We start from the raw sequence: 23,967 nt of genomic DNA, 5'->3' as shown, positions 1-23,967 counted from the left end.
GTTAGTTGGTGGGTTAACGGTTGAGGTATAGTCGACCTTGAATTGGTTCGTGGCCGTCTTTGTTATAGTTTATTACATAGAAATAAACGCCATTGGGAGCCACTTGCCCACCATCGGAACCGTTCCAAGCAGGTTTAGATTGATTGCCTTTGAATAAAGTAGCGCCATATCTGTTCAGAATTTCTAGGGTATATTCCGGAAATATGATTTCAATGTTAGGCACGAAGAAAGTATCGTTTCTACCGTCGCCATTGGGTGAAAATCCATCAGGTATAAAAAATCCGTAATCTTCAGGGTCACAGTTTGTCAAATCGACGGTAACCGCCATGCGCTCCGTATTCATACAACCTGTATTTGGATTAAAACTTACCGCATAGTAGGTTGTCTGGGTTTGCAGTAAAGTTTCTTCGTTTAACGGAGTTCCTTCTTCAGGGGTGTCGTACCATAAAACCTCGAAAGGGTTGTTGCTTTCTACTTGCCGTAGGTCATAAATGGTGGGGTTGTCCAGTCCGCAAAGTGCCAAATTTGAAAATTCCAACGATGCTGGTTCCAGTCCATAAACCGTAGGTGTTATTTCTATTCTTTCAGAGCTAGAACATTGGTCGGTACCTTCAGAGGCCGCAAAATAGCTGACATTGTCAACTATTAAAGTTGTTGGGTCTAACGGACTTCCACCGGTAGCGGTATCGAACCAAATGATATTATTTCCGTTTGCATTGACATGGGTATCTAAACTCTGAACATTCGGTTCTTCAGATGCACAGAACGTAGGGTTGGTGTTTAGGGCTGTTGGTGCTTCCGGGTCTGAAAGGGTTACCGTTACCTGTATTCTATCTGAACCTTCACAATTGTTATTGGGGTCGGTATTGGAAATAAAATAGTCTTCTCCATCGACAAGTATGGTATCCATAGAAAGAATATCCATATCCGTAGCAGTAGCATAGAAAAGTATTTCACCATTGGCGGTTACATTGATATCGGCAAGACTTGGTTCGTTTTCACTAAACAGACTTAGACAAAAAGTCTGATTTGTTTCTGCTACCGGAAGTGCGGGAACGCCCTCGATGGCAAAGTTTTCACTTTCCTCAAAATCAAATATAGTTCTACAGAGGGTTGTGTCGTCTTGTGAGCTTCTTACGCTTACTGTATAGTTGCCAGGGTCTAGTGAGGCTACGTCAAGGTCATAAGATGCAGTTCCACCACTGAAATTGATGGTGTTTTCTAAAACCACCTGCCCTGAACTTTGGCTAATAACATCGTAGGTAATGTCGTAATCGCCATCAGCTAAACTAGGGGCGTTGACCAAAACATCTATTTGGGTGGCATTGCACGAATTGTTCACTACCAGATTGAGGTCAATAGATTCAGGGGGAGGTATAATACTAAAACTCGTTGTTATTTCACACCCAAGTTCAAAGCCACTGTCGACAACGAAGCTGATATCATAAGCTCCACTCTCGGTAGCTTGATCACTAGGTATGTTAAAAGATGCAGTGCCCGAACTAAAAGCCACTGAACTTGCTAAGAATGTGGTTTCGTCGCCATCAGGTGCTGTCAATGTATAATTTACATCATAGTTGCCGTTTGCTTGGTTTAATGATGCATCGAAGATATTGTTCAGCGAAACTGGAATTTCTAAGTTAAGACAAGTGTCGGAAACGGATGCATTTGGGTCGGTAACAATGAATGAAACAGGAGGCACTTGAATATTGGGGCAGACCCCTTCACCCATAGAGGTGATTTCCAAGGTGGTATCTTCATTCAAGACCACATTACTTGCATCTATGGTAAATGAACCCGTTCTATCATTGTTCAAGCTGATAGATGTGGTGCCTCCACTGATTCCGCTTGTCGATGTAAGCGTATAGCTGCCTTCATAAGTACCCATATGAATCAAGGTGTTGTCATAATCGGTAATCTCAATAGTGTAGTTGGTGGGGCCTGCACAGAAATTATCAGCTTGCATGGTTCCTCGCAACGTCGGTAGAATAATGATGTCGACCGAAGTACGATGAATGGTACAGACCGCATGTGAGGGGTAAACTGTATAAGTAAATGAGAAAGTTCCTGAAATATTATTGTCTCTTATAGCCTGAATATCGATAGTATGGTCGGTCAGGTCATCTAATTGATTTGTAGAAGCTCCTTCAGACCATGTTCCGTTTTCGTCTTCATCTTCAAGTAAACTATCTAAATCAAAATTAGTTAAGCCTGAAAGGTCGTCGGTGGTACAAACGGTAAGGCTTGTACCGATTCCTGAATTTGCGGGACGTTGTACTTCTAATATTAAGCGTACTTGCCGACTCGCACAGGTGCCTACAGCCGGTACGGTATGGGTAAATTCGTAAACTCCGGTACCCGCTTCCTGAGCATTAAAGAAATTGTTTTCGAGGTAAGGTGCCGCAGAGGGGGTAACTGCATCCCAGATACCATTAAAATCTTGAAATTTTCCTTCCGTCTCATCTCCAATATAGGCATGAAGGTTAACCGATGGGTCATCTCCGCAGGCATCGGCCGTACCATCTATATTGTCTTCACCAGGGTAACCGCCCAGACTAACGGTTACGGTGGCCGAATCACCGCAGTTATTATTGGTATAAGTGAATTCATGTAGGCCAGAATTTTTTACTTCCCAGAGGTTGACAATTCCCGTATCGCGATCTAAGGCAAAAAAATTGGCCGGATCATTGGTAGACCACACACCACCAGGTAGAGGGGTGCCGTTCAATTGTGCAAATAGGTCAAAGGTCTTGTTCGTGTCATCCGCATCTTTATTACAAATAGTAACCATGCCGTTTGACCCCGCGCATTGCGAAAAAGCTTGATTAGATAGAAGAAATATGATGAGAAAGAAAAGCCATTTAAAGCAATGGCTCATGAGATTCGGGTATGTCATGCTTGGTTATTTATAGTCCGATTGCCCCAGACTCGATAAAACAAATGTAATTTGGCCTATGGCTAAGCACGAATAAATGTTGTCAATGAAGAGTTTTGAAGGGTGAATCTTACGAAATGAGTAGACAGCAAACTTAAAGACCGTGCATTTCATCGATTTTTTAAGATAGAAAACCAACCCTTTTTCTAAACATCAACCCTTAATTTGGTCCGTTTTTCCGATTATCTATCTCTATATTTGTCGGAAATACATACTACATGCAAATTCATTTCATAGCTATCGGCGGAAGTGCCATGCACAATTTGGCCCTAGCTTTAGAACATAAAGGTTATTTCATTTCTGGAAGTGATGACGTGATTTTTGAACCCTCAAAAAGCCGTTTGGCCGAAAAGGGGTTGTTGCCAGATAGCTTCGGATGGTTTCCTGAGAAAATTCACGAAGGTCTCGATGCGGTAATTTTGGGAATGCATGCCAAACCTGATAACCCAGAGTTATTAAGAGCCCAAGAGTTAGGGTTAACAATTTATTCATACCCTGAATTTCTCTACGAACAATCTAAACACAAAACAAGGGTAGTTATTGGAGGAAGTCATGGAAAGACTTCGATTACTTCAATGATCTTACATGTGCTGAACTATCATGATATTCAAGTCGATTATATGGTCGGGGCACAACTTGACGGATTTGAACGAATGGTTCACCTTACCGAAGAAAATGATTTTATAGTGCTCGAGGGTGATGAATATTTATCTTCACCTATAGACAGAAGACCCAAATTTCATCTATACCGACCTAATATTGCCTTGTTGAGCGGAATCGCTTGGGATCACATTAATGTATTTCCTACATTCGAGAACTATGTTGAGCAGTTTCAAATTTTCGTCGATAGCATCGTAAAGGGTGGAAGCATCACTTATAATGATGAAGATGTTGAGGTGAAGAAGGTCGTCGAGGCGTCGGAAAATGCAATTCGAAAATTACCGTATACCACACCCGAATATAGTGTAGAAGATGGTCAGACCTTATTGGAAACCTCGGAAGGCCCTATGCCTATTGAGGTCTTTGGAAAGCACAACTTAAGTAATTTAGCGGGTGCCAAATGGATTTGCCAAAATATGGGCGTCGATGAAGATGATTTTTATGAGGCAATTGCCACTTTTAAAGGGGCTTCAAAACGATTGGAGAAAATCGCAGAGGGTAAGTCAAGTGTTGCTTATAAAGACTTTGCCCATTCCCCAAGCAAGGTGTCGGCTACCACTAGGGCAGTTAAAGAACAGTACCCCAATCGAAAGTTGATAGCTTGTCTTGAACTTCACACTTACAGTAGTTTTAACCCCGAATTTCTAAAAGAATACCAAAATGCTCTAGATGCCGCTGATGAAGCGGTAGTTTTCTATTTGCCCGAATCGGTAGCCATAAAGAAATTGGCGCCGGTTTCACCCGAGCAGATATCGGAAGCATTCAAAAGAGAAGACCTTCGAATTTTTACGAAGGCCGATGCTTTTCATAAGTATATTTTTGATCAAGAGTATAGTAACTCCATTTTACTTCTTATGAGTTCCGGTAATTATGGAGGGCTAGATTTAAAGGAGGTAAAATCTAAGATTGAAATTTAATGTCTTTTATCAGCTAGAGTTTTTTCATACGGATCTCTATCATTTCTTATGATTTTGATGTAGATTGTTTTCACGTTTTTTAAAGGCCACTTTATTTTGGTTGATTGTGTTCATTCGTTATTCGGCAATCAAAAACGTTAAAATTTTTGTTCATTATCTTTATCAAATGCAGGAAAAGCAAACCTCATTCTCTATTAAGCATTGGTCAGACGACGATAAGCCCCGAGAAAAACTAGTACAAAAAGGAAGGTCTGTACTTTCGGATGCAGAGTTGATTGCTATTCTAATCGGCTCTGGTAGCAGAAATGAAAGTGCAGTGGAATTGTCTAAACGCATCTTGGCATCCGTAGAAAATAACTTGAATGAGCTTGGGAAGCTTTCGATCAAACAGTTGATGCAATTTAAGGGGATAGGAGAGGCCAAAGCGGTTACGATTGCCGCAGCCCTCGAAATTGGACGTAGAAGAAGGGGAGAAGAGGCGAGGAAAGTGGCTAAAATAGGAAGTAGTAAAGACGCCTATGAGCTTCTGCAGCCGATTATTGGCGAACTGGAGCATGAAGAATTTTGGATTCTTTATTTGAACAATGCCAATAAGGTATTACACAGGGCTCAACTTAGTAAGGGCGGTCTTACCGGTACCCTAGTGGATGTTCGAATTGTTATGAAACAAGCTTTGGAATTAGGGTCGGTAGCTATTATTCTTGCCCATAATCACCCATCGGGTACTCTGAGACCTAGTGAGCAAGACCGCAAAATTACGCAGAAACTAAAACGCGGTGCGGAAGCACTAGACGTGAAAGTTTTAGATCATTTGATCATAACCCAAAATGATTATTATAGTTTTGCTGATAAAGGTATACTCTAAAGTGCCGTTCTCAATACCTTTTTAAGATAGAATTTTAGATGTTATTAATCTACAGCCATAAAATTACACCGCGCCTCACCTATGTGATGAGGCATTTGTTTACGCGAATTTTGGGTATAGATATATCTTTTACTACCAAGGTCGAAGATTTTATTAAGCATACCGGGGCTAAGATCACATACACCAAACAGGCTCTTCAAAATGAGTTTTTTGTGCGAAGTAACGACCTGTTGTTCGAGCAGGGCATCAACGATTTACAGATTACGGTTCGCAATTGGGAGGGGGTGCCCTGTTTCTTCAGTGCCGATGAACGAAGCAATGTTCCTTTCGATATATTCTCGGCAAGCTTTTATCTGTTGAGTCGTTATGAAGAATATTTGCCTCACATGAAAGATATTCATGGTAGGTTTTCACCAAAAGATAGTTTGGCCTACATGAATAGTTTTCTTCATTTGCCCGTAGTCGATATGTGGGCTTATAAACTTTTAGGCCTACTTCAAGAACGATTTCCTGAATTAGAGCGCAAGACCAGAGACTACCAGTTTACTTCTTTAATAGATGTAACTGCTTCCCATAGTTATGCCCATCGAGGTTTTGTGAGAAGCTTAGCAGGTTTGTTCTATGATTTGGGCAGTTTCAAATTCAGGCGGGTAGCAGAACGTGTCAAAGTGTGGTTCTACCCTGAAAACGATCCGTACAATAATTTTGATTTTCTTGTCGATCAGCACAAGCAATTAAGTATTAGAAGTATTTTCTTTTTTCAGTTCGCCACCTATTCGACCTACGATAAGAATGTTTCGCCCAACCATAATAAATTCAGGCATCTCATAAAATCAATTTCAGATTACAGTACAATAGCTTTAGCTGGATCGTATAGTTCTTTTGAAGACAATGAGTTGCTGAAAAAGGAACGTAAGAATCTTGCCGGAGTCATCAACAGGTCGGTTGAAGCCTCTCGTATGCGCTATAATAGAATTCATATTCCGCAAACGTATAGAAACTTGATAGAGGCTGAGTTTACTGATGACTATACAATGGGCTACACTCATGAAATTGGTTTTCGGGCAGGCAGCTGTACACCGTTTTATTTTTATGATATCAATCTTGAAATTCAGCAACCTATAAGAATTCACCCCTTTGCGATTCATGACTATGCTTTGGTCAATTTGAAAGAACAAGAAAAGATTTTGGAAAAAGTGGGTGCGCTGCACACAGAGATAAAAAATGTGAACGGACACTTTTTAACCGTCTTTTCAAATGAGTTGTTGGGTGATACATCACATAAGGTCGATTGGAAGGAGTTGTACCTAAATATTTTAAAGCGTTTTAATGTTTAAGAATACCGTTACCGATATATTTTTCGATTTAGATCATACTTTATGGGATTTTGAGAAGAATTCAGCACTGACCTTTGAAAAAATTCTTTTTGAGCATAGTATTAACGTTGACCTGAATGATTTTTTAAAGGTGTATGTGCCTGCCAACCTTGCCTTTTGGAAGTTGTATCGAGAAGAGAAAATCACCAAGGAAGACCTTCGTTATCAACGCCTCAAAACAGTTTTTGACGATTTGAACTATCCGGTGCCAGATGCGGTTATCCATAAAATGTCTGATGATTATATTTCGAAACTTTCTGGTTACAATCATCTATTTCCGAATGCGATTAATACGCTAGAGTATCTTCGTCCTTCTTATAAGCTTCATATTATCACCAATGGTTTTCAAGAAGTTCAGGGCAAAAAGCTGAGAAATTCGGGCATACACGGTTATTTTGACCAAATTATCGACTCTGAAATGGCAGGTGTCAAAAAACCCAATCCTATTATTTTTGAATTAGCTCTGGAGAAGGCTGGTACTACTGCCGATAAATCTTTAATGATCGGCGATAATTTAGAGGCAGATATACAAGGCGCTCTGTCTTCGGGTTATCATGCGCTACACTTTAATGCCCACCAAGAACCAGAGCACGAATACTGCAAAATGATTCATGATTTAATTGAAATAAAATCATTTTTATAGAGTTATATAGGTATGGCCAAGAAAGTCTCTGTGACTTTATAAATCGGTTATACAATGAGATTGCTTTCCAAGTGTTTTATATTTTGCGTTGTTATCATCGGTACATTATCATCTTGTATTGAAGATCAAGATTTTGGTCAATATGACGAGATTGAGGTAACGCCTACTATAGAAGCAAGTATGCTTTATGTAGAGGCACCTGAAACGATGATCAATCAAGCACCTGCAAATGTAGTTTTTTCCCAAAATTTCAATTTCGATGCATTTAGTTATGACGCCTTTTCAGAAAGAGTCTTAGAAGGGGCGGTTACCTATATAATTGAAAATACGACAAGTAAGCAATTAGATATAACTATTGAGTTTCTTGACGAGCAAGGTAATGTACTGGGCCCTGTAGATACTTTTACCATTCAGCCCACACCGACCGCTGAACAACAAATTATTGTTGCATATGGCGATTCTGGACGCAGTATAGAAATCATTAAAAATACTTCAAGTATTCGGGTAACCACCACTAATCGCGGTGATAATGTTAGCGTTTCAACTGAAGACGATCCAAAAATAATTATCAAATCAAGTGCTAAATTTCGAGTCAGAATAAAATGAGTCTTCACAAAATTTTATTCCTTGTCTTGTTATGGGCCGGCTTTGTTGTGCAGGGTCAAAATAAGCAATTGCTCTACGATTTTGTTGAAATTCCGCAGGCAGCAATGGTCAACCCCGGTGTAGAAGCAGATTTTCAATGGTATACGGGTATTCCTGCACTTTCTGGAATTTCATTTCAGGCAGGCTCCAGTGGCATATCTGTGAATGATATCTTTGCCAATGATGGGCAGCGCATCAATGATAAAATACGTGATCGCGCTATAAATGGAATGACTCCACGAGATGAGCTGAGCGGGACTTTTCAAGTTGAATTTTTGATCTTCGGGTTTCGAGGTCGAAATCCTGATCATTTTTTCACCGGAGGAATGTACTTAGAGGGTGATGCCATCGGGTATTGGTTTAAAGATTATGCGGTGCTGGCCTTTGAGGGAAATGCCGACAGACTGAACCAACGTTTTGACTTGGGCCATTTGAAGACACGAGGCGAGTTGGTGAACGTTTTTCATTTTGGCATGAACAAACAGGTAAGAGATGGTTTGACCGTAGGAGGTAGGGCTAAAATTTACTCTAGTATATTTGACTTTAATTCTACCAAAAACCGTGGGTATTTTGTTACCCGTCCTGGAGAAAGTAATATTTTCGTCAGCACTCTAGAGGCCGATATGCAATTACGTACATCGGGTCTCAACTCGCTAAAAGATTCTTTCGATGAAGAGAATACGGCCGGTACTGTTATAAAACGCGCCTTATTCGGTGGTAATCTAGGATTAGGCTTTGACCTTGGTTTTACCTATCACCTCAATGAACAGGTGGTTTTGACCGCTAGTCTTTTAGACTTAGGGTTTATTTATCACACCAATGATGTAAAGAATTTTACGCTAAATGGTACGGCCACGATAGAAGGGGTTGAGGTAGTTTTGCCAGATGCATTTGATGACCCGAATACCGATTTTTGGGAAGATTTGGTAGATGACGTAGAGAATTTTGTTCCGTTTGACGATAATACAAATAGTTATGTGTCTTTTCGACCCACTAAACTTTACGCTTCATTACGTTATAATTTTGGTGAACCTGTAGAGGGTAGAGCCAGTTGTGATTGTGGAGTCAATGCCGTACGGTCTCCTGCCAATCGAGCAAAATACGTTAACAGTGTAGGTGCCCAGCTTTATGTGATTAACAGGCCGAGAGGGCCGCAGGCAGCATTGAGTGCTTTTTACCAAAGACGTTTTGGTAATATTCTCAGCATGAAGGCGGCCTATACGGTAGACAAATTTTCATATACCAACATTGGTTTGGGTATGAGTCTTCAAGCCGGCCCAATGAATTTCTACGTTATGGCCGACAATCTTTTGGCTTACCGCAACGTAGCTGCCAGTCAATATGCTTCTTTTCAATTAGGATTAAATATCATATCTTGGGGGGCAAGATGATGTTTGTCTAACCGAATTTCTTTTAAGGCGATATTTGGCACGCTTTTTTCATCTCTTCTTTTGTAAATAGTTAAATTGAACTGATTGTGAAGCATTTATTTCTAGCCCTATTTTTAATGGCAAGTGTTACGAGTATGGCTCAAAAACAACTTAACGACTTTAAGTATATTATTGTACCCAAAAAGTTTGATGGTTTCAAAAAACAAAACCAGTATCAAACCAGTACTTTGGTCAAACATTTATTTACTGAAAAAGGATTTGAAACTGCTTATGAAGACGATTTGCCAATGGAGTTGAATGCCAATCGCTGTTTGGGTCTAACGGTAAGTCTAGTTGATGACTCTTCGATGTTTACTACCAAAACTGCTTTGATGTTGAAAGATTGCCAAGGGAAGGAGATTTTGGCTACGCAAGAAGGTAAAAGCAAGGAAAAAGATTTCAAAGACTCGTATAATGAAGCTATCAGAGAGGCATTTAAATCTGTTCAAACCTTGAACTATGTATATTCAGGTAAGGCTGAAAATTCTGCACCTATTACCGTAAGTTTTGCCAATGATGTTAAGGATGCGAAAAAGCCTAAAAATGCAAAAAGCATGGTTGAACAGCAGGCTACTGTCGAGAATCAAAGTTTCAAAGACCATTCCCCAAAAGATTCTGATTTTACTAAGGGCGAAGAAAAACGGGAAATGGTTGAGCAGATGGCTACTCGTGAACAGCAAAGCTATGTAGATAAAACCCCTAAGCCTTCAGATATTAAAAGTTCTTCTAAAAATCAGCTTAAGATTTCTAATGCCAAACCAAGTAGTGGCGTGTTATATGCCCAAGAGCTGGAGAATGGTTATCAGTTGGTAGATAGTACTCCTCAAATAGTGCTTAAATTAAAGAAAACCTCTGTGCCTGATTATTATTTGGCACAAGGTGATGATAGGTCAGGCACGGTATTCATGAACGAAGGAAAATGGTATTTCGAATATTATTTAGAGGGGGAATTGGTAACCGAAGAACTTGATATTAAATTCTAAGCCTCGTATTTACCTTTCCATCTATTTTTAAGAAACTCTTTTATACTATTCTCTCGAGAGTTATTGCCCGGAGAATAGAATGAAGTTCCGGAAATTTCTTCGGGAAGGAACTCCATATCAACAAAGTTGTTATCATAATCATGGGCGTATTGGTATTCACTACCATAGCCTAAGTCTTTCATCAGTTTGGTAGGGGCATTTCTTAGTGGTAACGGTACCGAAAGGTCTCCCGTCTCCCTAACTTTTTGCTGCGCCTTTTTGATAGCTGAATAGCTGGCATTGCTCTTAGGTGAAGTTGCTAAATATATAGCACACTGGCTGAGAATAATTCTCGCTTCGGGATAACCAATCGTAGTAACTGCCTGAAAGGCATTGTTGGCAATGACCAAAGCAGTAGGGTTGGCAAGGCCAATATCTTCTGAAGCGGAAATAAGTAATCTGCGGGCGATGAACTTCACATCTTCCCCACCTTCTATCATTCGTGCTAGCCAGTATACCGCCCCGTTAGGGTCGCTACCGCGTATCGATTTTATAAAGGCCGAAATGATGTCGTAATGTTGCTCGCCGGTTTTATCATAGAGTACGGTGTTTTTTTGAACCCTACCCATTACCAGTTCATCGGTAATTATAATTTTATCGCCTTCGACCGAATTGATAATCAATTCGAAAATATTCAATAACTTTCTACCATCGCCCCCTGATAAACGAAGTAAGGCCTCTGTTTCTTTGAGGGTTATACTCTTGGTTTTCAGAATTGAATCTTCCTTCATTGCTCTTTTGATAAGATTTTCGAGATCTTCTTTTCCGAAGGCATTCAAAACATAGACTTGACATCGCGATAGTAAAGCGGGAATAACTTCAAAACTTGGGTTCTCCGTAGTAGCACCGATCAAGGTGACCCAACCTTTTTCTACGGCCGCAAGCAATGAATCTTGTTGTGATTTACTAAAACGGTGTATTTCATCAATAAATAAAATGGGGTTTTTAGCGGTAAACAGTCCACCACTTTGTTTCGCCTTGTCGATTACTTCCCTAATATCTTTCACACCACTGTTTATGGCACTTAAAGTATAGAAGGGTCTTTCACTTTCACGGGCTATTATATTTGCCAAAGTTGTCTTTCCTGTGCCAGGTGGTCCCCAAAATATCAACGAAGGAATTACGCCTTTTTTTATTTGTTGAGTCAAAGAACCTTTCTCGCCGACCAAATGATTTTGGCTTATGTATTCATCGAGACTTTTTGGCCTGATCCGTTCTGCTAAAGGTTCGTTCATCTTGCAAAAGTATAATAAGTTAATTCAGAATTCAAGAATATATAAGAATGTTGGTCTTCTTTACAATAGCAGAGTAAGCCGTTAAGTGGTGAAATGACAATCTTTCAGTAATTTGATGAATGGCTGACTTATTGCTAGATTCACAGTATGGTCGATAACCACTATTTTAAGTTTACGAATTCTGTCGTTGTAGCTCCCTTAATGGCCATATTAGCGATATGGACGGTATTTTGGATGGAATTGCAATTCAAAATGAACTTAAATGAATATGGAATCTATCCCCAAAAGCTTTCAGGATTAAGAGGTGTGGTTTTCAGCCCGTTTATTCATGGTTCGGTCGAACATTTGTATAATAACACCATTCCGTTGGCAGTTCTAACGGCATCACTGTTTTACTTTTATCGCAAGATTGCTTGGAGAGTATTGATTCTGGGAGTTTTAATATCCGGATTTTTCATTTGGGCGGTGGGCCGCCCGTCTTTTCATATAGGAGCTAGTGGAGTGATTTATCTCTTGGCCAGTTTTATTTTTTTTAAAGGGATAAAAACCAAGCACTACAGACTAGTGGCCCTATCACTTATTATAGTATTTATTTACGGAAGCATGTTATGGTATATTTTTCCGATTGAAGAGGGTATATCTTGGGAAGGGCACTTGGGAGGCTTTCTTTCCGGATTGCTATTGGCGTTCACCATAAAAAGTCCCGTACCGCCAGTTAAAAAGTACGATTGGGAACATGAAGATTACAATGAGGAAGCCGATGAGTTTTTACGACAGTTTGATGAAGATGGCAATTTTATTGGAGACCAAAAGGAAGAAGTGACAGGAGAAAAAATTAAAATCGTTTATCAATGGAAAGATAAAGAAAAAGATGAAAAATTTTAATCCGTTATAAAGGTAAAGCCACAATTAAGTTCTCTGTCTAACCGCCTCGTATAGAAAAACCGCACAGGCCACGGAAACATTTAAAGAGCCTATTTTACCCAGCAAGGGTATTTTGGCTAAATGGTCGACTGCTTTTAATGTTGAAGGTGATATACCTCGATCTTCAGAACCCATGACAATGGCAGTTGGTACTTTGAAATCAATATTATAAATGAAATCATCTGTTTTTTCGGTTGCGGCAACCACAGAAATATTACTAGCTTGTAAATAGTATACAGCATCTTTTATGTGGTCTACCTTCGCAATAGGTATTTTGAAAACGGCACCGGCCGAAGTCTTAATCGTGTCAGCCGTTACAGGGGCTGCTCCCTTTTTTTGAATGATAATTCCATCAACACCAGTGCATTCGGCAGTTCGTATAATAGCACCAAAGTTGCGTACATCGGAAAGTTGGTCGAGTAACAGAAATAATGGGCTTTCTTTCTTTTGAGTAACCGTTTCGACCAATTCTTCTAAGTTGAAGAATGTAATAGGGGAGATATTTGCAACTACACCTTGATGGTTATTTTTGGTTAAATGATTTAGTTTTTCAATTGGCACATACGAAGCTTTTATCCCATTCTTTCTAAGTAAACCTTCTAATTCCCTGGACAGGTCGCCTTTAAGCCCTTTTTGAATAAAGACCTTGTCAATGGGTTCATTAGAGCTAATAGCCTCAATAACGGCACGAATGCCATATACCTGTGTAGTTTTTTGCATGGGGTAAATATAACTAAAAAACCACCCTTATAAGGGTGGTTTCTTTATTTCAAGTATATGTATTATTTTACTTTACTGTGGTGTATAAATTGCATCTACAAAATCTCCGAAAGAATTGTCAATTCTTACAGCAATCGTACCATCTGCATTGACTGTACCTGTAAGTTCATGGGTTCCGCCAAATATATCCGTCCAAGAACTAGAAAGCGTGCCTTCACAGATATCTAGGGCCAATACTTGAGGTTCTGGTTCTGTATTTCCATAAATAGAATACCATTCAATATAAACTCCAGCCCAACCGTCAGATGTTGTATAGGTACCATCACCGTTATCGGTGATTTCAACAGTTGACATAAATGCCACCAATGGATTGTTCTCAGGTCCGTCATCAGTAGATTCACCATTACTTATCACCTCATAAGTACCAGTAATGTCTTGTGGGTAACTACTCGCTTCGCCAACACTTTCAATAGTAAAGCTGTCTCCACTTTTAGTCACTTTATTTAAAGTGTAAAAGTTGTTGTCACAAACGAACTGAGTATTAAGCGCGGCTTCAAAATCATAAGAATCGGCGTTAAGAACACCAACTTGATCAAATGAAGTAGAGAGATTTAAATCTGCAGGTATGTCCATTGCATCAAAGAATTTTGCTACTATAAAATATTCTCCGTCAGGATCCTCAGCGGTAATAGTAGAAGCTTCAAAAGCTGCTCCATCAGCCTCGTGGATTACCGCACCGGAGGCATCTTGAATCTGTAAAACCAAATCAGCTAAATCTGTTGCACTAATTTCAGTACCACCATTGTCGGTTACCGTTTCTGATGCAGCCCAAGAAAGCCCAACTTCAAGTTCTCCAGCGGTCAGGTTTCCAATATTAAATGTAAAGGAAGCAGGGCTAAGGTTTGCATTGGCGGTTCTTTCATTACCCACAGTTATAGTAACGCTTTCCGGACCTTCAGCTATTTCATCTTCAAGAATTGCAAAGCTGCCTGTTGCAGAGGTCGCAAAAGCTGGTATAATGATGGATGAAGGAATGGTGAAGTCATCACCAGAAGTTGCATTACCTGCAGTTTGTGCTATTGAAATTTTAACATCGACAATTTGTGGTTCGCTGATAGTTACCGTGAAATCGTAACTGGCATTCTGCTCGACAAGAGTGTTATTGGTGCCGAAAGGAATGTCTACTGAAAGACTAGCACCTGCAGAGGGTACTAATGTACTTGCCCCTACGTTGTCATCTTGATTTTCACAACCGACCAACAAAAAAAGGCCGAAGAGAAAACTCATAGGTATTATTAAATTATTTTTCATCTTTTTTTATTTTGGATATATGGTTAATCGACAATCTTTTCGAGTACTTGATAAAACTCCCTAGGTCCTGAACCAGCAGTTAAGTAACCAAAAGTCATAAATAAAACGTCTTCACCGTTAACATCGTCTTGTTGTACAAAGTTAGATTCACTTGCGCCACAAGGTACATTGGTCATGTTATTCGGACTTGAAGTACACGTAATCAATGGTTCTCCATTACCTACTTGAGCATCACCGTTCGGCTTGTTTTCAGGATAGGTAATTATACCGTCTGCATCGATTTGGAAAAAAAGTTCATTTCCTTCGAAAGCACCAAAATAATCAACTATTCTATACGTAGTAGCATCAACTGATTCTATGGTCATCTCATCAGGAAAGGCAACATCATCTCTCAAAACACCGATACGATAATAAACACCTGTGTTTACAGCGTATTTACCTGCAAATCTAGTGCTGACAGAAACTTTCGTACTTACCGAATTTTCAACTATTGTCCCATTCGATGTCGTGGATACATAGCGCAGTGTCCAGAAGTCACCAATATTTAAACCACTATCTTCATCAGGTAAACTACCTTTATCTAAAGTTAGGCCTTCTGCTAAATCTTGGTAATCAAAAGGTAGATCAATCACGACTTGAGCTCCTTCGCCCTGTTCGCTAATATCAAAAGTTCTGAACAAAATTTCATCACTTTTTGTCGTATCCGTAGGAGACTCAAAAGATTTATAAACTTCTACTTTGGTAGTTTTTACATCTCCTTGAATAAAACTTGCCCTAGAAGTAGTCGGGCCTTCGCTACCTACTACGTAACCCAAACTTGACCCAACAGAAAGAGCACCTCCCTCAGAGGCTATAGTTATCGCTTCGTTTTCCGGCAAATCTTGATCGCATGACTGCAAAATGAATAAAGCCGATAAAGCTATTGTAAAATAATATATTCTTTTCATTGTAATTTTTTTTAAGATTAGTTATCCCAACTTACTGGTGTGGTCAGTCTATCTTCTCCCTGACCAGACACCGCAGCTTCATAATTGACTCTGTTCAATGACTGCTCATCTCTAGGATAGGTAAATCTGATTGGAATTGATCCCAAATCATTTTCAGCTGCTGGAGTCAGCACAGGGAAATCTGTTCTCCTCCATTCAATCCAAGTTTCCATACCTTGACTGTATAGGGCAATCCACTTTTGTAATGCAATTTTGTTAAGAGCACCCGCTGCATCATATGCGACAGCGGACTGACCTACATAAGCATCGAAAGAGTCGGCTACTCCGTTTTCGGTCATAGATGAACTTATACCTTCTAAATAAAAGGCCTCTGCGGCGCTATCCCCACCTGATATAAAACCTTTACTAGCGGCTTCAGCCAATAAAAATTGTAGCTCGGTATAAGAAAGAAAATAACCAGGTAAAGTAGGCGATAAGAATCTCTCTCCAAGGGCAGATACATTAGTGTAGTTGTAGTCTGGGCTTGGAAGGTCTCTAAAACCTGAAGGCTTACCTCTTATGATACCATCTTCATTTTCCTGAGCATAAACGGGTAACCTAGGGTCATCCATGCCGTTGGTCCCGTCCATATATTCAACTAATGTTTCATTGATTTTGTATTCCCCTCTTGTGCCAAAAACTACTGTTTCAAAAATTGGATTGGCATTTGGATCGGATTCTAAATAGGAAAATTTGGCTTCCTCATCAGTGGAAGAAAATAGATTACCGCTATTAACTGTTGCCTGAAGCTGTGAAGCAACGTTTGTGCTACCAGAAATACGCATTAAAGCTCTAAACTTTAAAGAGGTTGCAAATTTTATCCATTTATTCGCGTCTCCGGCATATAATAGGTCTTGACTGGCATCAATCGATCCGCCAGCTGATATTAATGATATAGCTTCGTCTAAATAGGCAATGGAACCGGTATATACATCTTCTTGCGTATCATAGACCGGAGTTGTATTACCTGCTTCGGCCTGAAGCGCTTCAGAGAAAGGTACATCACCATAAATATCGGTTAGCATAAGAAAACCGTAGGCTTGCAAAATTCTGGCAACACCTTGAATGGCGGTGTTTTCTTGATCTGCACCCAATTCATACATCTTTTGTGAATCGGATGTGGTTATGCGATAGAAATTATCCCAGATAGCCGAAATTGTACCTTCTCTTGGAATATATCTCATTTCATCGTTATACTGAACCTTAGCCATATGTTGTGCCCACCCGGCTCCTTGATCTAAAGAGCCAAACACGTTATATACGGTATTTGCAGTGTTGAACAATGTACTTCCCAGAAGCAATTCAGCTGGAACCGCAGTTGGGTCGTTAGGGTTTTGGTTTAATTCCTCAAAATCATTGTCGCAACCTATCACGAAAAAGGCCGCAAGCGCGATAAAAATGGAATTTTTATAAATTTTCTGTTTCATCTGTCCTTAGAATTTTACGTTAATGTTGACTCCTACACTTCTAGCTGAAGGTATCTGGCCTGATTCTAGACCCTGATTCCCGTTTGAATCACTAAATGCACTTTCTGGATCGATATGCGGAGCATTCTTGTGCAATATTGCCAAGTTACGTCCAACAACCGAAATCACGAACGATTGTAATGGTGTGTTCTTAAATAGATTTCTTGGGATACTGTAGCCAAGTGAAAGTTGTCTTAGTTTTACGTAAGAAGCATCAAAAACAGAGCTTTCTGCAATGGCATTACTAAATGCGGTTTGATTAAACTGCTTGGCCGGGACGACTACGTCATTAGGAACATAGGTTCCGTCGTCTGCTAATTTAACACCATCTCCGACTATACCGGTTTCACGCCCAACTAGGGTTTCTTCAAGTATACCACCGTATCGACCCCAAGTATTTGTGATTGAGTAAATGTCTCCACCGATTTTAGCATCTACGAGACCACTGAAGTTCCAGTTTTTATAGCTTACGGAAAGATTTGCACCACCTGTCCAATCAGGAGCAATATCACCTAGTACTTTACTATTAGGATCGATCTGAGGCAAACCATTTCTATAAACGACCTCGCCGCTTGGGCTTCTTTCGAAACCAGGTCCGAAAATTACACCATATGGCTGGCCGACACGGGCTTCAGTGTCAACATTCCATTGTCCTCCCAATCTTAAAGTTTCTAGGTTGTCACCCAGGGAAACAACTTCGTTTTCATTAGCAGCAAAATTAAGGTCTAAATCTACAGTTAGGTCTTCGGTTCTTACTAAAGTACCGCCCAATTGTATTTCAACCCCCTTGTTTCTCATTTCACCAATGTTTTGAAGTGTTTGACCAATACCACTGGCAGATGACACATCAACCTGTACAATTAGGTCTTCACTAGTAGAATCATAATAAGTAGCATCAAATCTCAATCTATTTTTGAATAAACGTAAATCGACACCAAATTCATAACCTGTTGTGGTTTCAGGGCCTATGTTAGGGTTATTCAGTAAGTTAGGGAAAAACGCTAATGAGGTACTGCCGAACGGAGTATCACTAAACTGATAAACCGGTTGCAATTGATAAGGGTCTAATGTACCTGTGCTACCAACTTTTGACCAACCACCCCTTAATTTGAATAGAGAAACGATATCTCTGTTCATTGAAAAGATATCACTAAGGGCTGCACTTAAAGTGGCTGATGGGTAGAAAAATGAATTGTTTTCTACAGGAAGAATACTTGCCCAATCATTTCTAGCGGTAAAATCAAGAAAGAGGTAGTTTCTAAAAGCAATTTGGCCGAAACCAAAAACACTATTAATTCTTTGTTCGCTTTCGTAGTTAGTATTGATTGCTGTTGTACCCGATTTTACATTTGAAATATTGTAAACTTCTGGTAACTCTAATTGTTCTGCTTCTTGATAGATTCTATCATAAGTTCTTTGCAACGTATTGGCACCAAGATTCAATGAAAAGTCAAAATCTTCGCTCAATGAAGTAGTATATGATAGCAGGGCTTCGGTATTGATTTCAAACCTTCTTTCCGTTTCAAGGCTAAATGAACCTTCTGGGGCACTGTTCGAACCTTTAGCCCTTCTTCTGTTGGTTACGGCAGACCATGAATCAATACCCGTCTTACCGGTAAGAGAAAGTTCGGGGGTTAGGTTCAAAGTTACATTGGCACCTCCAATAATACGATCTTTATTGAACGCATTAGTGTTGGTTTCCAATTGCCAATATGGGTTGTTTTGATAAACTGTATTCCAGTTTAAAGGAGTTCCTTCGGCAGCAGTTCCTGCGGGGGATAGTGGTAAATTTCTCCAATCACGTAACGCTTGAAAATCAACGTTTCTTCCTGAAAATCCATTGATTTGCTGAGTAGGGTTATCGTTGGTGTAACCTTGTTGAACTACATTGTCACTATAAGATTTGATATATCTTGCATTTATACCGGCACTCAAGAAATCTGAAAACTGGTGGTCAGCGTTACCACTCACAGTGTATCTCTCAAACCCAGTGAAGGGGACCATACCTTTTTGATCAAAATTAGCGAAAGATAATCTTACCGATGATTTTTCACCACCACCACTAAGTGAAACGTTATTATTAGTGGTTATACCTGTATTGTAAAAATCTTTAATATTATCTGGCTGAGAAACCCATGGTAATGGTCTGCCACCTACTTGATAAGAATTCCATTGAACAAATTCTAGGCCTACATCCGTTGGTGGACCCCAGCTTTCATCAACTCCACCATTGCCTGATGTACCGTCTACCCACTCAAAAAAGTTTGAGACATTACCTTGGCCATAAGAGTTTTGAAAAGAAGGAAGTAATAATGGGTTTTCAAAACTAACTGAGCTACTTATGCTCACTCCAAGAGTGGAATTCTTAGAACCTCTTTTAGTTGTGATTACTATAACACCATTAGCAGCACGTAATCCATATAATGCCGCGGCGTTAGGTCCTTTAAGAACAGAGACCGAAGCTATGTCGTCAGGGTTAATATCTGCCGCGCCATTCGGTAGGTCAATTCCACCGAAAGCATCGGCGTTTCCCTGATTACTGTTATCAATAGGTATTCCATCAACAACAAATAAAGGTTGATTGTTACCTGTAATCGAAGTGGCACCACGTAAAACGATTCTAGCAGACGAACCGGCCGCACCACTACTATTGGTGATTTGCACACCTGAGACTTTTCCGCTCAAGGCATTGACCAAGTTAGACTCTCTGGCTTGCGCTATATCGTCGCCTTTCACATTTTGAACGGCATAACCGACCGACTTTTCTTCCCTTTTAATGCCTAAAGCCGTAACTACTACTTCTTCAAGGGCTTCAGCGTCTTCGGTCATTTGAACGTTTACAGTATTACTTGAACCTACTGTTTGTCTTTGTTCTTTTTGACCGATATAGGTGAAAAGTAATACATCACCCTGTTCCGCTTGAATAGAATAATTTCCATCAAAATCGGTTTGAGTACCATTGGTAGTTCCCTGAACGACTATGTTTACCCCGGGTAAAGGTAAACCGTCTTGATCAGAGACCGTACCCGAAATGGTTTTGTTTTGTGCAAAAGAAATCTGCACGAATAACGCCAAGAACAGCGTCAACAATCCTTTGTGTTTTGCTCTCATTTTATAATTATTTGAATTAGCTGTTGGCAAAAGTCTTAATTTAACGTTAATAATGCAATTATTTTTAACTATAAATTATGCGTGCATAGCAATATGGATGTTAGAATACTAGCTTTTTGCTGCTTTTTTTGTGATAATTACACAGAATATTGCTATACTGTTACGAAAGCATGGAGTAAATGAGCTTTTTTATAGAAATCAATAGTCGATTGTGTTAAATTATTTTGGAATCTTCAATTATTAGGTAATGAACATTATCTCCATTAATTAACAAGATTTATACTACATATACCAAAGTTATATTTGATTTAGTTAAATGTATTATCTTATATATTGGTGGTTTTGTGTATAAAAATGCATTTGTTGATATTTTGGTTTCGTTAGGTTGTCTTCTAGGTCATATAGTATACTCGTTTGTCTCATTGATTCATTCATTTAGTTTTTAAGGTTCTACGTTGGTTGGTTGGTTTTTTGCAATCAATAATCAATTATGTTTCGTAGATATTGAGTTGTGTAGATAGGGTTATGAAAGCGGTGTGGCGGCTGTTCTTTTTGGCTATTGAAATAAATCTTTGAAAATTAATGTTTAAGAATTTGAATTTTTACGAAATAGTCTTACATTTGCCGACCCTTAAACAAGGGGTTATTTTTACATATATAATATAGTATGCCAACAATTTCACAGTTAGTACGAAAAGGAAGGTCCACGATTACTAAGAAGAGTAAATCGGCGGCTTTGGATTCGTGTCCTCAGAGAAGAGGGGTTTGTACGCGTGTTTACACCACTACGCCTAAGAAGCCTAACTCAGCTATGCGAAAAGTAGCTAGGGTTAGATTGACGAACGGTAAAGAGGTTAACGCTTATATACCCGGAGAAGGTCACAACCTCCAAGAGCACTCGATAGTATTAGTAAGGGGCGGAAGGGTTAAGGATTTGCCTGGTGTTAGATATCATATCGTGAGAGGGGCTCTTGATACCGCAGGTGTTGCGGGTCGAACTCAGCGAAGATCAAAATACGGTGCAAAACGACCTAAGAAGTAAATGATTTAAAAGGAGGGTCGATTGGCTTCTTTGAGCTGATATTGACATCCGAAAATTAACAAAATGAGAAAAAGACAGGCAAAAAAGAGACCGCTCTTGCCGGATCCTAGATTCGGTGATCAATTGGTAACGCGTTTTGTGAACATGATGATGTGGGATGGTAAAAAATCCGTGGCCTTTAGTGTTTTTTACGATGCAATGGATATCGTAGAAGAAAAAAAGACTGATGATGAGAAATCAGCTTTAGAATTATGGAAAGATGCTCTTTCCAATGTAATGCCCCATGTTGAGGTAAGAAGTAGAAGGGTTGGTGGTGCTACATTTCAAATTCCTATGCAAATTCGTCCGGATCGCAAGATTTCAACGGCTATGAAGTGGTTGATCAGTTTTGCGAGAAAGCGTAATGAAAAAGGTATGGCTCAAAAATTAGCTGCCGAGGTTTTGGCTGCTTCGAAAGAAGAGGGTGCTGCGGTTAAGAAGAGGGTTGATACTCATAAAATGGCAGAGGCGAACAAAGCATTTTCCCACTTTAGATTTTAATCAGAAATGGCAAGAGATTTAAAATATACAAGAAATATAGGTATTGCTGCGCATATTGATGCCGGTAAGACGACGACTACCGAAAGAATCCTTTTTTATACTGGTGTGAGCCATAAGATAGGGGAGGTGCATGACGGTGCGGCGACTATGGACTGGATGGAGCAAGAGCAAGAACGTGGTATAACCATTACTTCTGCGGCTACTACATGTACATGGAAGTTTCCTATGGAAAATGCACAGGCATTACCTGATACGAAAGATTATCACTTTAATATTATTGACACCCCTGGTCACGTTGATTTTACGGTAGAAGTTAACCGTTCTTTACGTGTGTTAGATGGTTTGGTGTTTTTGTTTAGTGCCGTTGATGGTGTTGAGCCACAGTCGGAAACGAACTGGCGATTGGCTGATAATTATAAAGTGCCACGTATTGGTTTTGTGAACAAAATGGACCGCCAAGGGGCCAACTTCTTGAATGTGTGTAAGCAGGTTAAAGAAATGTTGGGTTCAAATGCAGTTCCAATCGTATTGCCTATTGGTGATGAGGCTGACTTTAGAGGCATCATTGATTTGGCTAAGAACAGAGCTATTGTTTGGCATGATGAGAATTTCGGTTCAACATTTGATGTTGTCGATATTCCTGAAGAAATGAAAGCTGAAGTTAAAGAATATAGAGCTGCTTTAATTGAAGCTGTTGCTGAATATGATGAGGAGTTGATGGAGAAATTCTTCGAAGATGAAGATTCTATCACCGAAGAAGAAGTTCATGCGGCTTTAAGAGCTGCGGTTATGGATAGGGCTATCATTCCTATGGTTTGTGGTTCGTCCTTTAAAAATAAAGGGGTACAGTTTTTATTGGATTGTGTTTGTAGGTATTTGCCTTCGCCAATCGATAAAGATGATATAGTAGGTACTGATCCTGAGACTGGTGAATCTATTACTAGGAGTCCTAACGTTAAGGAGCCATTTTCGGCATTGGCGTTCAAAATTGCTACTGACCCTTTCGTAGGTCGATTGGCTTTCTTTAGAACATATTCTGGCCGTTTAGATGCTGGTTCTTACATATTGAACAACCGTTCGGGTAAAAAAGAACGAATTTCTCGAATCTACCAGATGCACTCCAATAAACAAAATGCTATCGATTTTATCGAAGCTGGTGATATTGGTGCAGCTGTAGGTTTTAAAGATATTAAGACTGGTGATACCATGTCTTCTGAGAAGGCTCCTATTATTTTGGAGAGTATGGATTTTCCTGATCCTGTAATCGGTATTGCAGTTGAGCCTAAAACTAAGGCTGATGTAGATAAGTTAGGTATGGCTTTGGCTAAGTTGGCTGAAGAAGATCCTACTTTTCAGGTGAAAACAGATGAGGCTTCTGGCCAGACCATTATTTCTGGTATGGGCGAACTTCACTTAGATATTATTGTAGACCGTTTAAGACGTGAATTCAAAGTTGAGGTTAACCAAGGTCAGCCTCAGGTTGAATATAAAGAATCTCTTACTAGGGATGCTGATCACAGAGAGACTTATAAGAAACAATCAGGTGGTCGTGGTAAATTTGCGGATATCGTATTTACTATGGGTCCTGTTGAAGATGAGGAAGCTGAAGGTCTTGAGTTTGTAAACCAAATCAAGGGTGGTAATGTTCCTAAAGAGTTTATTCCTGCTGTTGAGAAAGGGTTTAAAGATGCTATGAAGAATGGTCCTTTGGCTGGTTTCGAGATGGATAGTATGAAGGTCGTTCTTAAGGACGGTAGTTTTCACGCGGTGGATTCCGATTCATTATCTTTCGAATTGGCAGCGAAATTGGGTTACAAAGCTGCGGCTAAAGCTGCAGGTGCGGTACTTATGGAGCCGATTATGAAGATCGAGGTTCTTACCCCTGAAGAAAATATGGGTGATATCGTAGGCGATTTGAACCGAAGAAGAGGTACTATCTCTAATATGAGTGATAGAGCTGGGTCGAAGGTTGTAAAAGGTACTGTGCCATTATCTGAAATGTTTGGATATGTTACTTCATTGAGAACTCTATCGTCTGGTAGGGCAACGTCAACAATGGAATTCTCTCATTATGCTGAGACTCCATCCAATATTGCAGAAGAAGTTATTAAGGCAGCTAAAGGTGTAACCGCTTAATTG

At 39.8% G+C, this 23,967-nt stretch carries 18 protein-coding genes; 11 read left to right on the top strand and 7 right to left on the bottom strand.

The window, feature by feature from the left end; all coding sequences use genetic code 11:
- Positions 1-13: 13 nt before the first annotated feature.
- Positions 14-2,791: a gliding motility-associated C-terminal domain-containing protein gene (locus IV512_RS07380; RefSeq protein ID WP_209402029.1), complete on the bottom strand. Its 2,778-nt coding sequence runs from the start codon at positions 2,789-2,791 to the stop codon at positions 14-16.
- Positions 2,792-3,153: 362 nt separating this feature from the next.
- Here IV512_RS07380 and murC point away from each other — a divergent pair, with 362 nt between their 5' ends.
- From murC to IV512_RS07345, 7 genes are all read left to right on the top strand, one after another.
- Entirely contained in the window at positions 3,154-4,512 is a 1,359-nt protein-coding gene (murC, locus tag IV512_RS07375; RefSeq protein ID WP_209402027.1) for a UDP-N-acetylmuramate--L-alanine ligase, read from the top strand.
- A gap of 166 nt (positions 4,513-4,678) precedes the next feature.
- A complete protein-coding gene (gene radC, locus IV512_RS07370; RefSeq protein WP_209402025.1) occupies positions 4,679-5,377 on the top strand; it encodes a DNA repair protein RadC in 699 nt (232 codons plus the stop codon).
- 38 nt (positions 5,378-5,415) lie between these two features.
- Positions 5,416-6,714, top strand: a complete 1,299-nt coding sequence (locus tag IV512_RS07365; protein WP_209402022.1) for a polysaccharide deacetylase family protein — start codon at positions 5,416-5,418, stop codon at positions 6,712-6,714.
- On the top strand, positions 6,707-7,396 hold the full coding sequence (locus tag IV512_RS07360) for a YjjG family noncanonical pyrimidine nucleotidase (RefSeq protein ID WP_209402020.1): 690 nt from the start codon (positions 6,707-6,709) through the stop codon (positions 7,394-7,396). The genes IV512_RS07365 and IV512_RS07360 overlap by 8 nt, the downstream gene beginning before the upstream one ends.
- Before the next feature lie 54 nt (positions 7,397-7,450).
- Positions 7,451-8,002, top strand: a complete 552-nt coding sequence (locus tag IV512_RS07355) for a hypothetical protein (protein ID WP_209402018.1) — start codon at positions 7,451-7,453, stop codon at positions 8,000-8,002.
- Complete coding sequence (locus IV512_RS07350; protein ID WP_209402016.1) at positions 7,999-9,432, top strand: DUF5723 family protein; 1,434 nt, start codon at positions 7,999-8,001, stop codon at positions 9,430-9,432. The genes IV512_RS07355 and IV512_RS07350 overlap by 4 nt, the downstream gene beginning before the upstream one ends.
- An 86-nt stretch (positions 9,433-9,518) precedes the next feature.
- On the top strand, positions 9,519-10,454 hold the full coding sequence (locus tag IV512_RS07345; RefSeq protein ID WP_209402014.1) for a hypothetical protein: 936 nt from the start codon (positions 9,519-9,521) through the stop codon (positions 10,452-10,454).
- Here IV512_RS07345 and IV512_RS07340 read toward each other — a convergent pair.
- Positions 10,451-11,728, bottom strand: a complete 1,278-nt coding sequence (locus IV512_RS07340) for a replication-associated recombination protein A (RefSeq protein ID WP_209402012.1) — start codon at positions 11,726-11,728, stop codon at positions 10,451-10,453. The two genes, IV512_RS07345 and IV512_RS07340, sit on opposite strands and share 4 nt — an antisense overlap.
- A 147-nt stretch (positions 11,729-11,875) precedes the next feature.
- Here IV512_RS07340 and IV512_RS07335 point away from each other — a divergent pair, with 147 nt between their 5' ends.
- Positions 11,876-12,613 carry a rhomboid family intramembrane serine protease gene (locus IV512_RS07335; protein ID WP_209402010.1) on the top strand — a complete coding sequence of 246 codons (738 nt, stop codon included), beginning with the start codon at positions 11,876-11,878 and terminating at the stop codon, positions 12,611-12,613.
- Positions 12,614-12,637: 24 nt separating this feature from the next.
- Here the strand turns inward: IV512_RS07335 and rlmB are convergent, their stop codons facing one another.
- The 5 genes from rlmB to IV512_RS07310 all read right to left on the bottom strand — a co-directional run bounded on the left by rlmB (position 12,638) and on the right by IV512_RS07310 (position 20,246).
- Entirely contained in the window at positions 12,638-13,372 is a 735-nt protein-coding gene (gene rlmB, locus IV512_RS07330; RefSeq protein WP_209402008.1) for a 23S rRNA (guanosine(2251)-2'-O)-methyltransferase RlmB, read from the bottom strand.
- A gap of 72 nt (positions 13,373-13,444) precedes the next feature.
- Positions 13,445-14,683 (bottom strand): hypothetical protein, encoded by a 1,239-nt coding sequence (locus tag IV512_RS07325; RefSeq protein ID WP_209402006.1) that lies wholly within the window; start codon positions 14,681-14,683, stop codon positions 13,445-13,447.
- 23 nt (positions 14,684-14,706) lie between these two features.
- Positions 14,707-15,630 carry a hypothetical protein gene (locus tag IV512_RS07320; protein WP_209402004.1) on the bottom strand — a complete coding sequence of 308 codons (924 nt, stop codon included), beginning with the start codon at positions 15,628-15,630 and terminating at the stop codon, positions 14,707-14,709.
- Between the two features lie 17 nt (positions 15,631-15,647).
- A complete protein-coding gene (locus IV512_RS07315; RefSeq protein WP_209402002.1) occupies positions 15,648-17,096 on the bottom strand; it encodes a SusD/RagB family nutrient-binding outer membrane lipoprotein in 1,449 nt (482 codons plus the stop codon).
- 6 nt (positions 17,097-17,102) lie between these two features.
- Positions 17,103-20,246, bottom strand: coding sequence for a SusC/RagA family TonB-linked outer membrane protein (locus IV512_RS07310; RefSeq protein ID WP_209402000.1), 3,144 nt, complete (start codon positions 20,244-20,246; stop codon positions 17,103-17,105).
- 667 nt (positions 20,247-20,913) lie between these two features.
- Between IV512_RS07310 and rpsL the strand changes: the two genes are divergently transcribed.
- The 3 genes from rpsL to fusA all read left to right on the top strand — a co-directional run bounded on the left by rpsL (position 20,914) and on the right by fusA (position 23,964).
- Positions 20,914-21,288 carry a 30S ribosomal protein S12 gene (gene rpsL / locus IV512_RS07305; RefSeq protein ID WP_010519393.1) on the top strand — a complete coding sequence of 125 codons (375 nt, stop codon included), beginning with the start codon at positions 20,914-20,916 and terminating at the stop codon, positions 21,286-21,288.
- Positions 21,289-21,351: 63 nt separating this feature from the next.
- Positions 21,352-21,828 carry a 30S ribosomal protein S7 gene (gene rpsG / locus IV512_RS07300; RefSeq protein WP_100871008.1) on the top strand — a complete coding sequence of 159 codons (477 nt, stop codon included), beginning with the start codon at positions 21,352-21,354 and terminating at the stop codon, positions 21,826-21,828.
- Positions 21,829-21,834: 6 nt separating this feature from the next.
- Complete coding sequence (gene fusA / locus IV512_RS07295; protein WP_209401998.1) at positions 21,835-23,964, top strand: elongation factor G; 2,130 nt, start codon at positions 21,835-21,837, stop codon at positions 23,962-23,964.
- Positions 23,965-23,967 lie beyond the last annotated feature (3 nt).

The organism is Pseudozobellia sp. WGM2, from assembly GCF_017810075.1.
Lineage (GTDB): Bacteria > Bacteroidota > Bacteroidia > Flavobacteriales > Flavobacteriaceae > JADNYK01.
The sequence above is the reverse complement of the archived record's forward strand: the minus strand, read 5'-3'. Positions and strand labels throughout refer to the sequence as shown.

Bases quoted from the DNA above. Each gene is read 5' to 3' on its own strand.
- IV512_RS07380 (WP_209402029.1), bottom strand. From the start codon at position 2,791: ATGGTTACTATTTGTAATAAAGATGCGGATGACACGAACAAGACCTTT.
- murC (WP_209402027.1), top strand. From the start codon at position 3,154: ATGCAAATTCATTTCATAGCTATCGGCGGAAGTGCCATGCACAATTTG.
- radC (WP_209402025.1), top strand. From the start codon at position 4,679: ATGCAGGAAAAGCAAACCTCATTCTCTATTAAGCATTGGTCAGACGAC.
- IV512_RS07365 (WP_209402022.1), top strand. From the start codon at position 5,416: ATGTTATTAATCTACAGCCATAAAATTACACCGCGCCTCACCTATGTG.
- IV512_RS07360 (WP_209402020.1), top strand. From the start codon at position 6,707: ATGTTTAAGAATACCGTTACCGATATATTTTTCGATTTAGATCATACT.
- IV512_RS07355 (WP_209402018.1), top strand. From the start codon at position 7,451: ATGAGATTGCTTTCCAAGTGTTTTATATTTTGCGTTGTTATCATCGGT.
- IV512_RS07350 (WP_209402016.1), top strand. From the start codon at position 7,999: ATGAGTCTTCACAAAATTTTATTCCTTGTCTTGTTATGGGCCGGCTTT.
- IV512_RS07340 (WP_209402012.1), bottom strand. From the start codon at position 11,728: ATGAACGAACCTTTAGCAGAACGGATCAGGCCAAAAAGTCTCGATGAA.
- IV512_RS07335 (WP_209402010.1), top strand. From the start codon at position 11,876: ATGGTCGATAACCACTATTTTAAGTTTACGAATTCTGTCGTTGTAGCT.
- rlmB (WP_209402008.1), bottom strand. From the start codon at position 13,372: ATGCAAAAAACTACACAGGTATATGGCATTCGTGCCGTTATTGAGGCT.
- IV512_RS07325 (WP_209402006.1), bottom strand. From the start codon at position 14,683: ATGAAAAATAATTTAATAATACCTATGAGTTTTCTCTTCGGCCTTTTT.
- IV512_RS07320 (WP_209402004.1), bottom strand. From the start codon at position 15,630: ATGAAAAGAATATATTATTTTACAATAGCTTTATCGGCTTTATTCATT.
- IV512_RS07315 (WP_209402002.1), bottom strand. From the start codon at position 17,096: ATGAAACAGAAAATTTATAAAAATTCCATTTTTATCGCGCTTGCGGCC.
- IV512_RS07310 (WP_209402000.1), bottom strand. From the start codon at position 20,246: ATGAGAGCAAAACACAAAGGATTGTTGACGCTGTTCTTGGCGTTATTC.
- rpsL (WP_010519393.1), top strand. From the start codon at position 20,914: ATGCCAACAATTTCACAGTTAGTACGAAAAGGAAGGTCCACGATTACT.
- rpsG (WP_100871008.1), top strand. From the start codon at position 21,352: ATGAGAAAAAGACAGGCAAAAAAGAGACCGCTCTTGCCGGATCCTAGA.
- fusA (WP_209401998.1), top strand. From the start codon at position 21,835: ATGGCAAGAGATTTAAAATATACAAGAAATATAGGTATTGCTGCGCAT.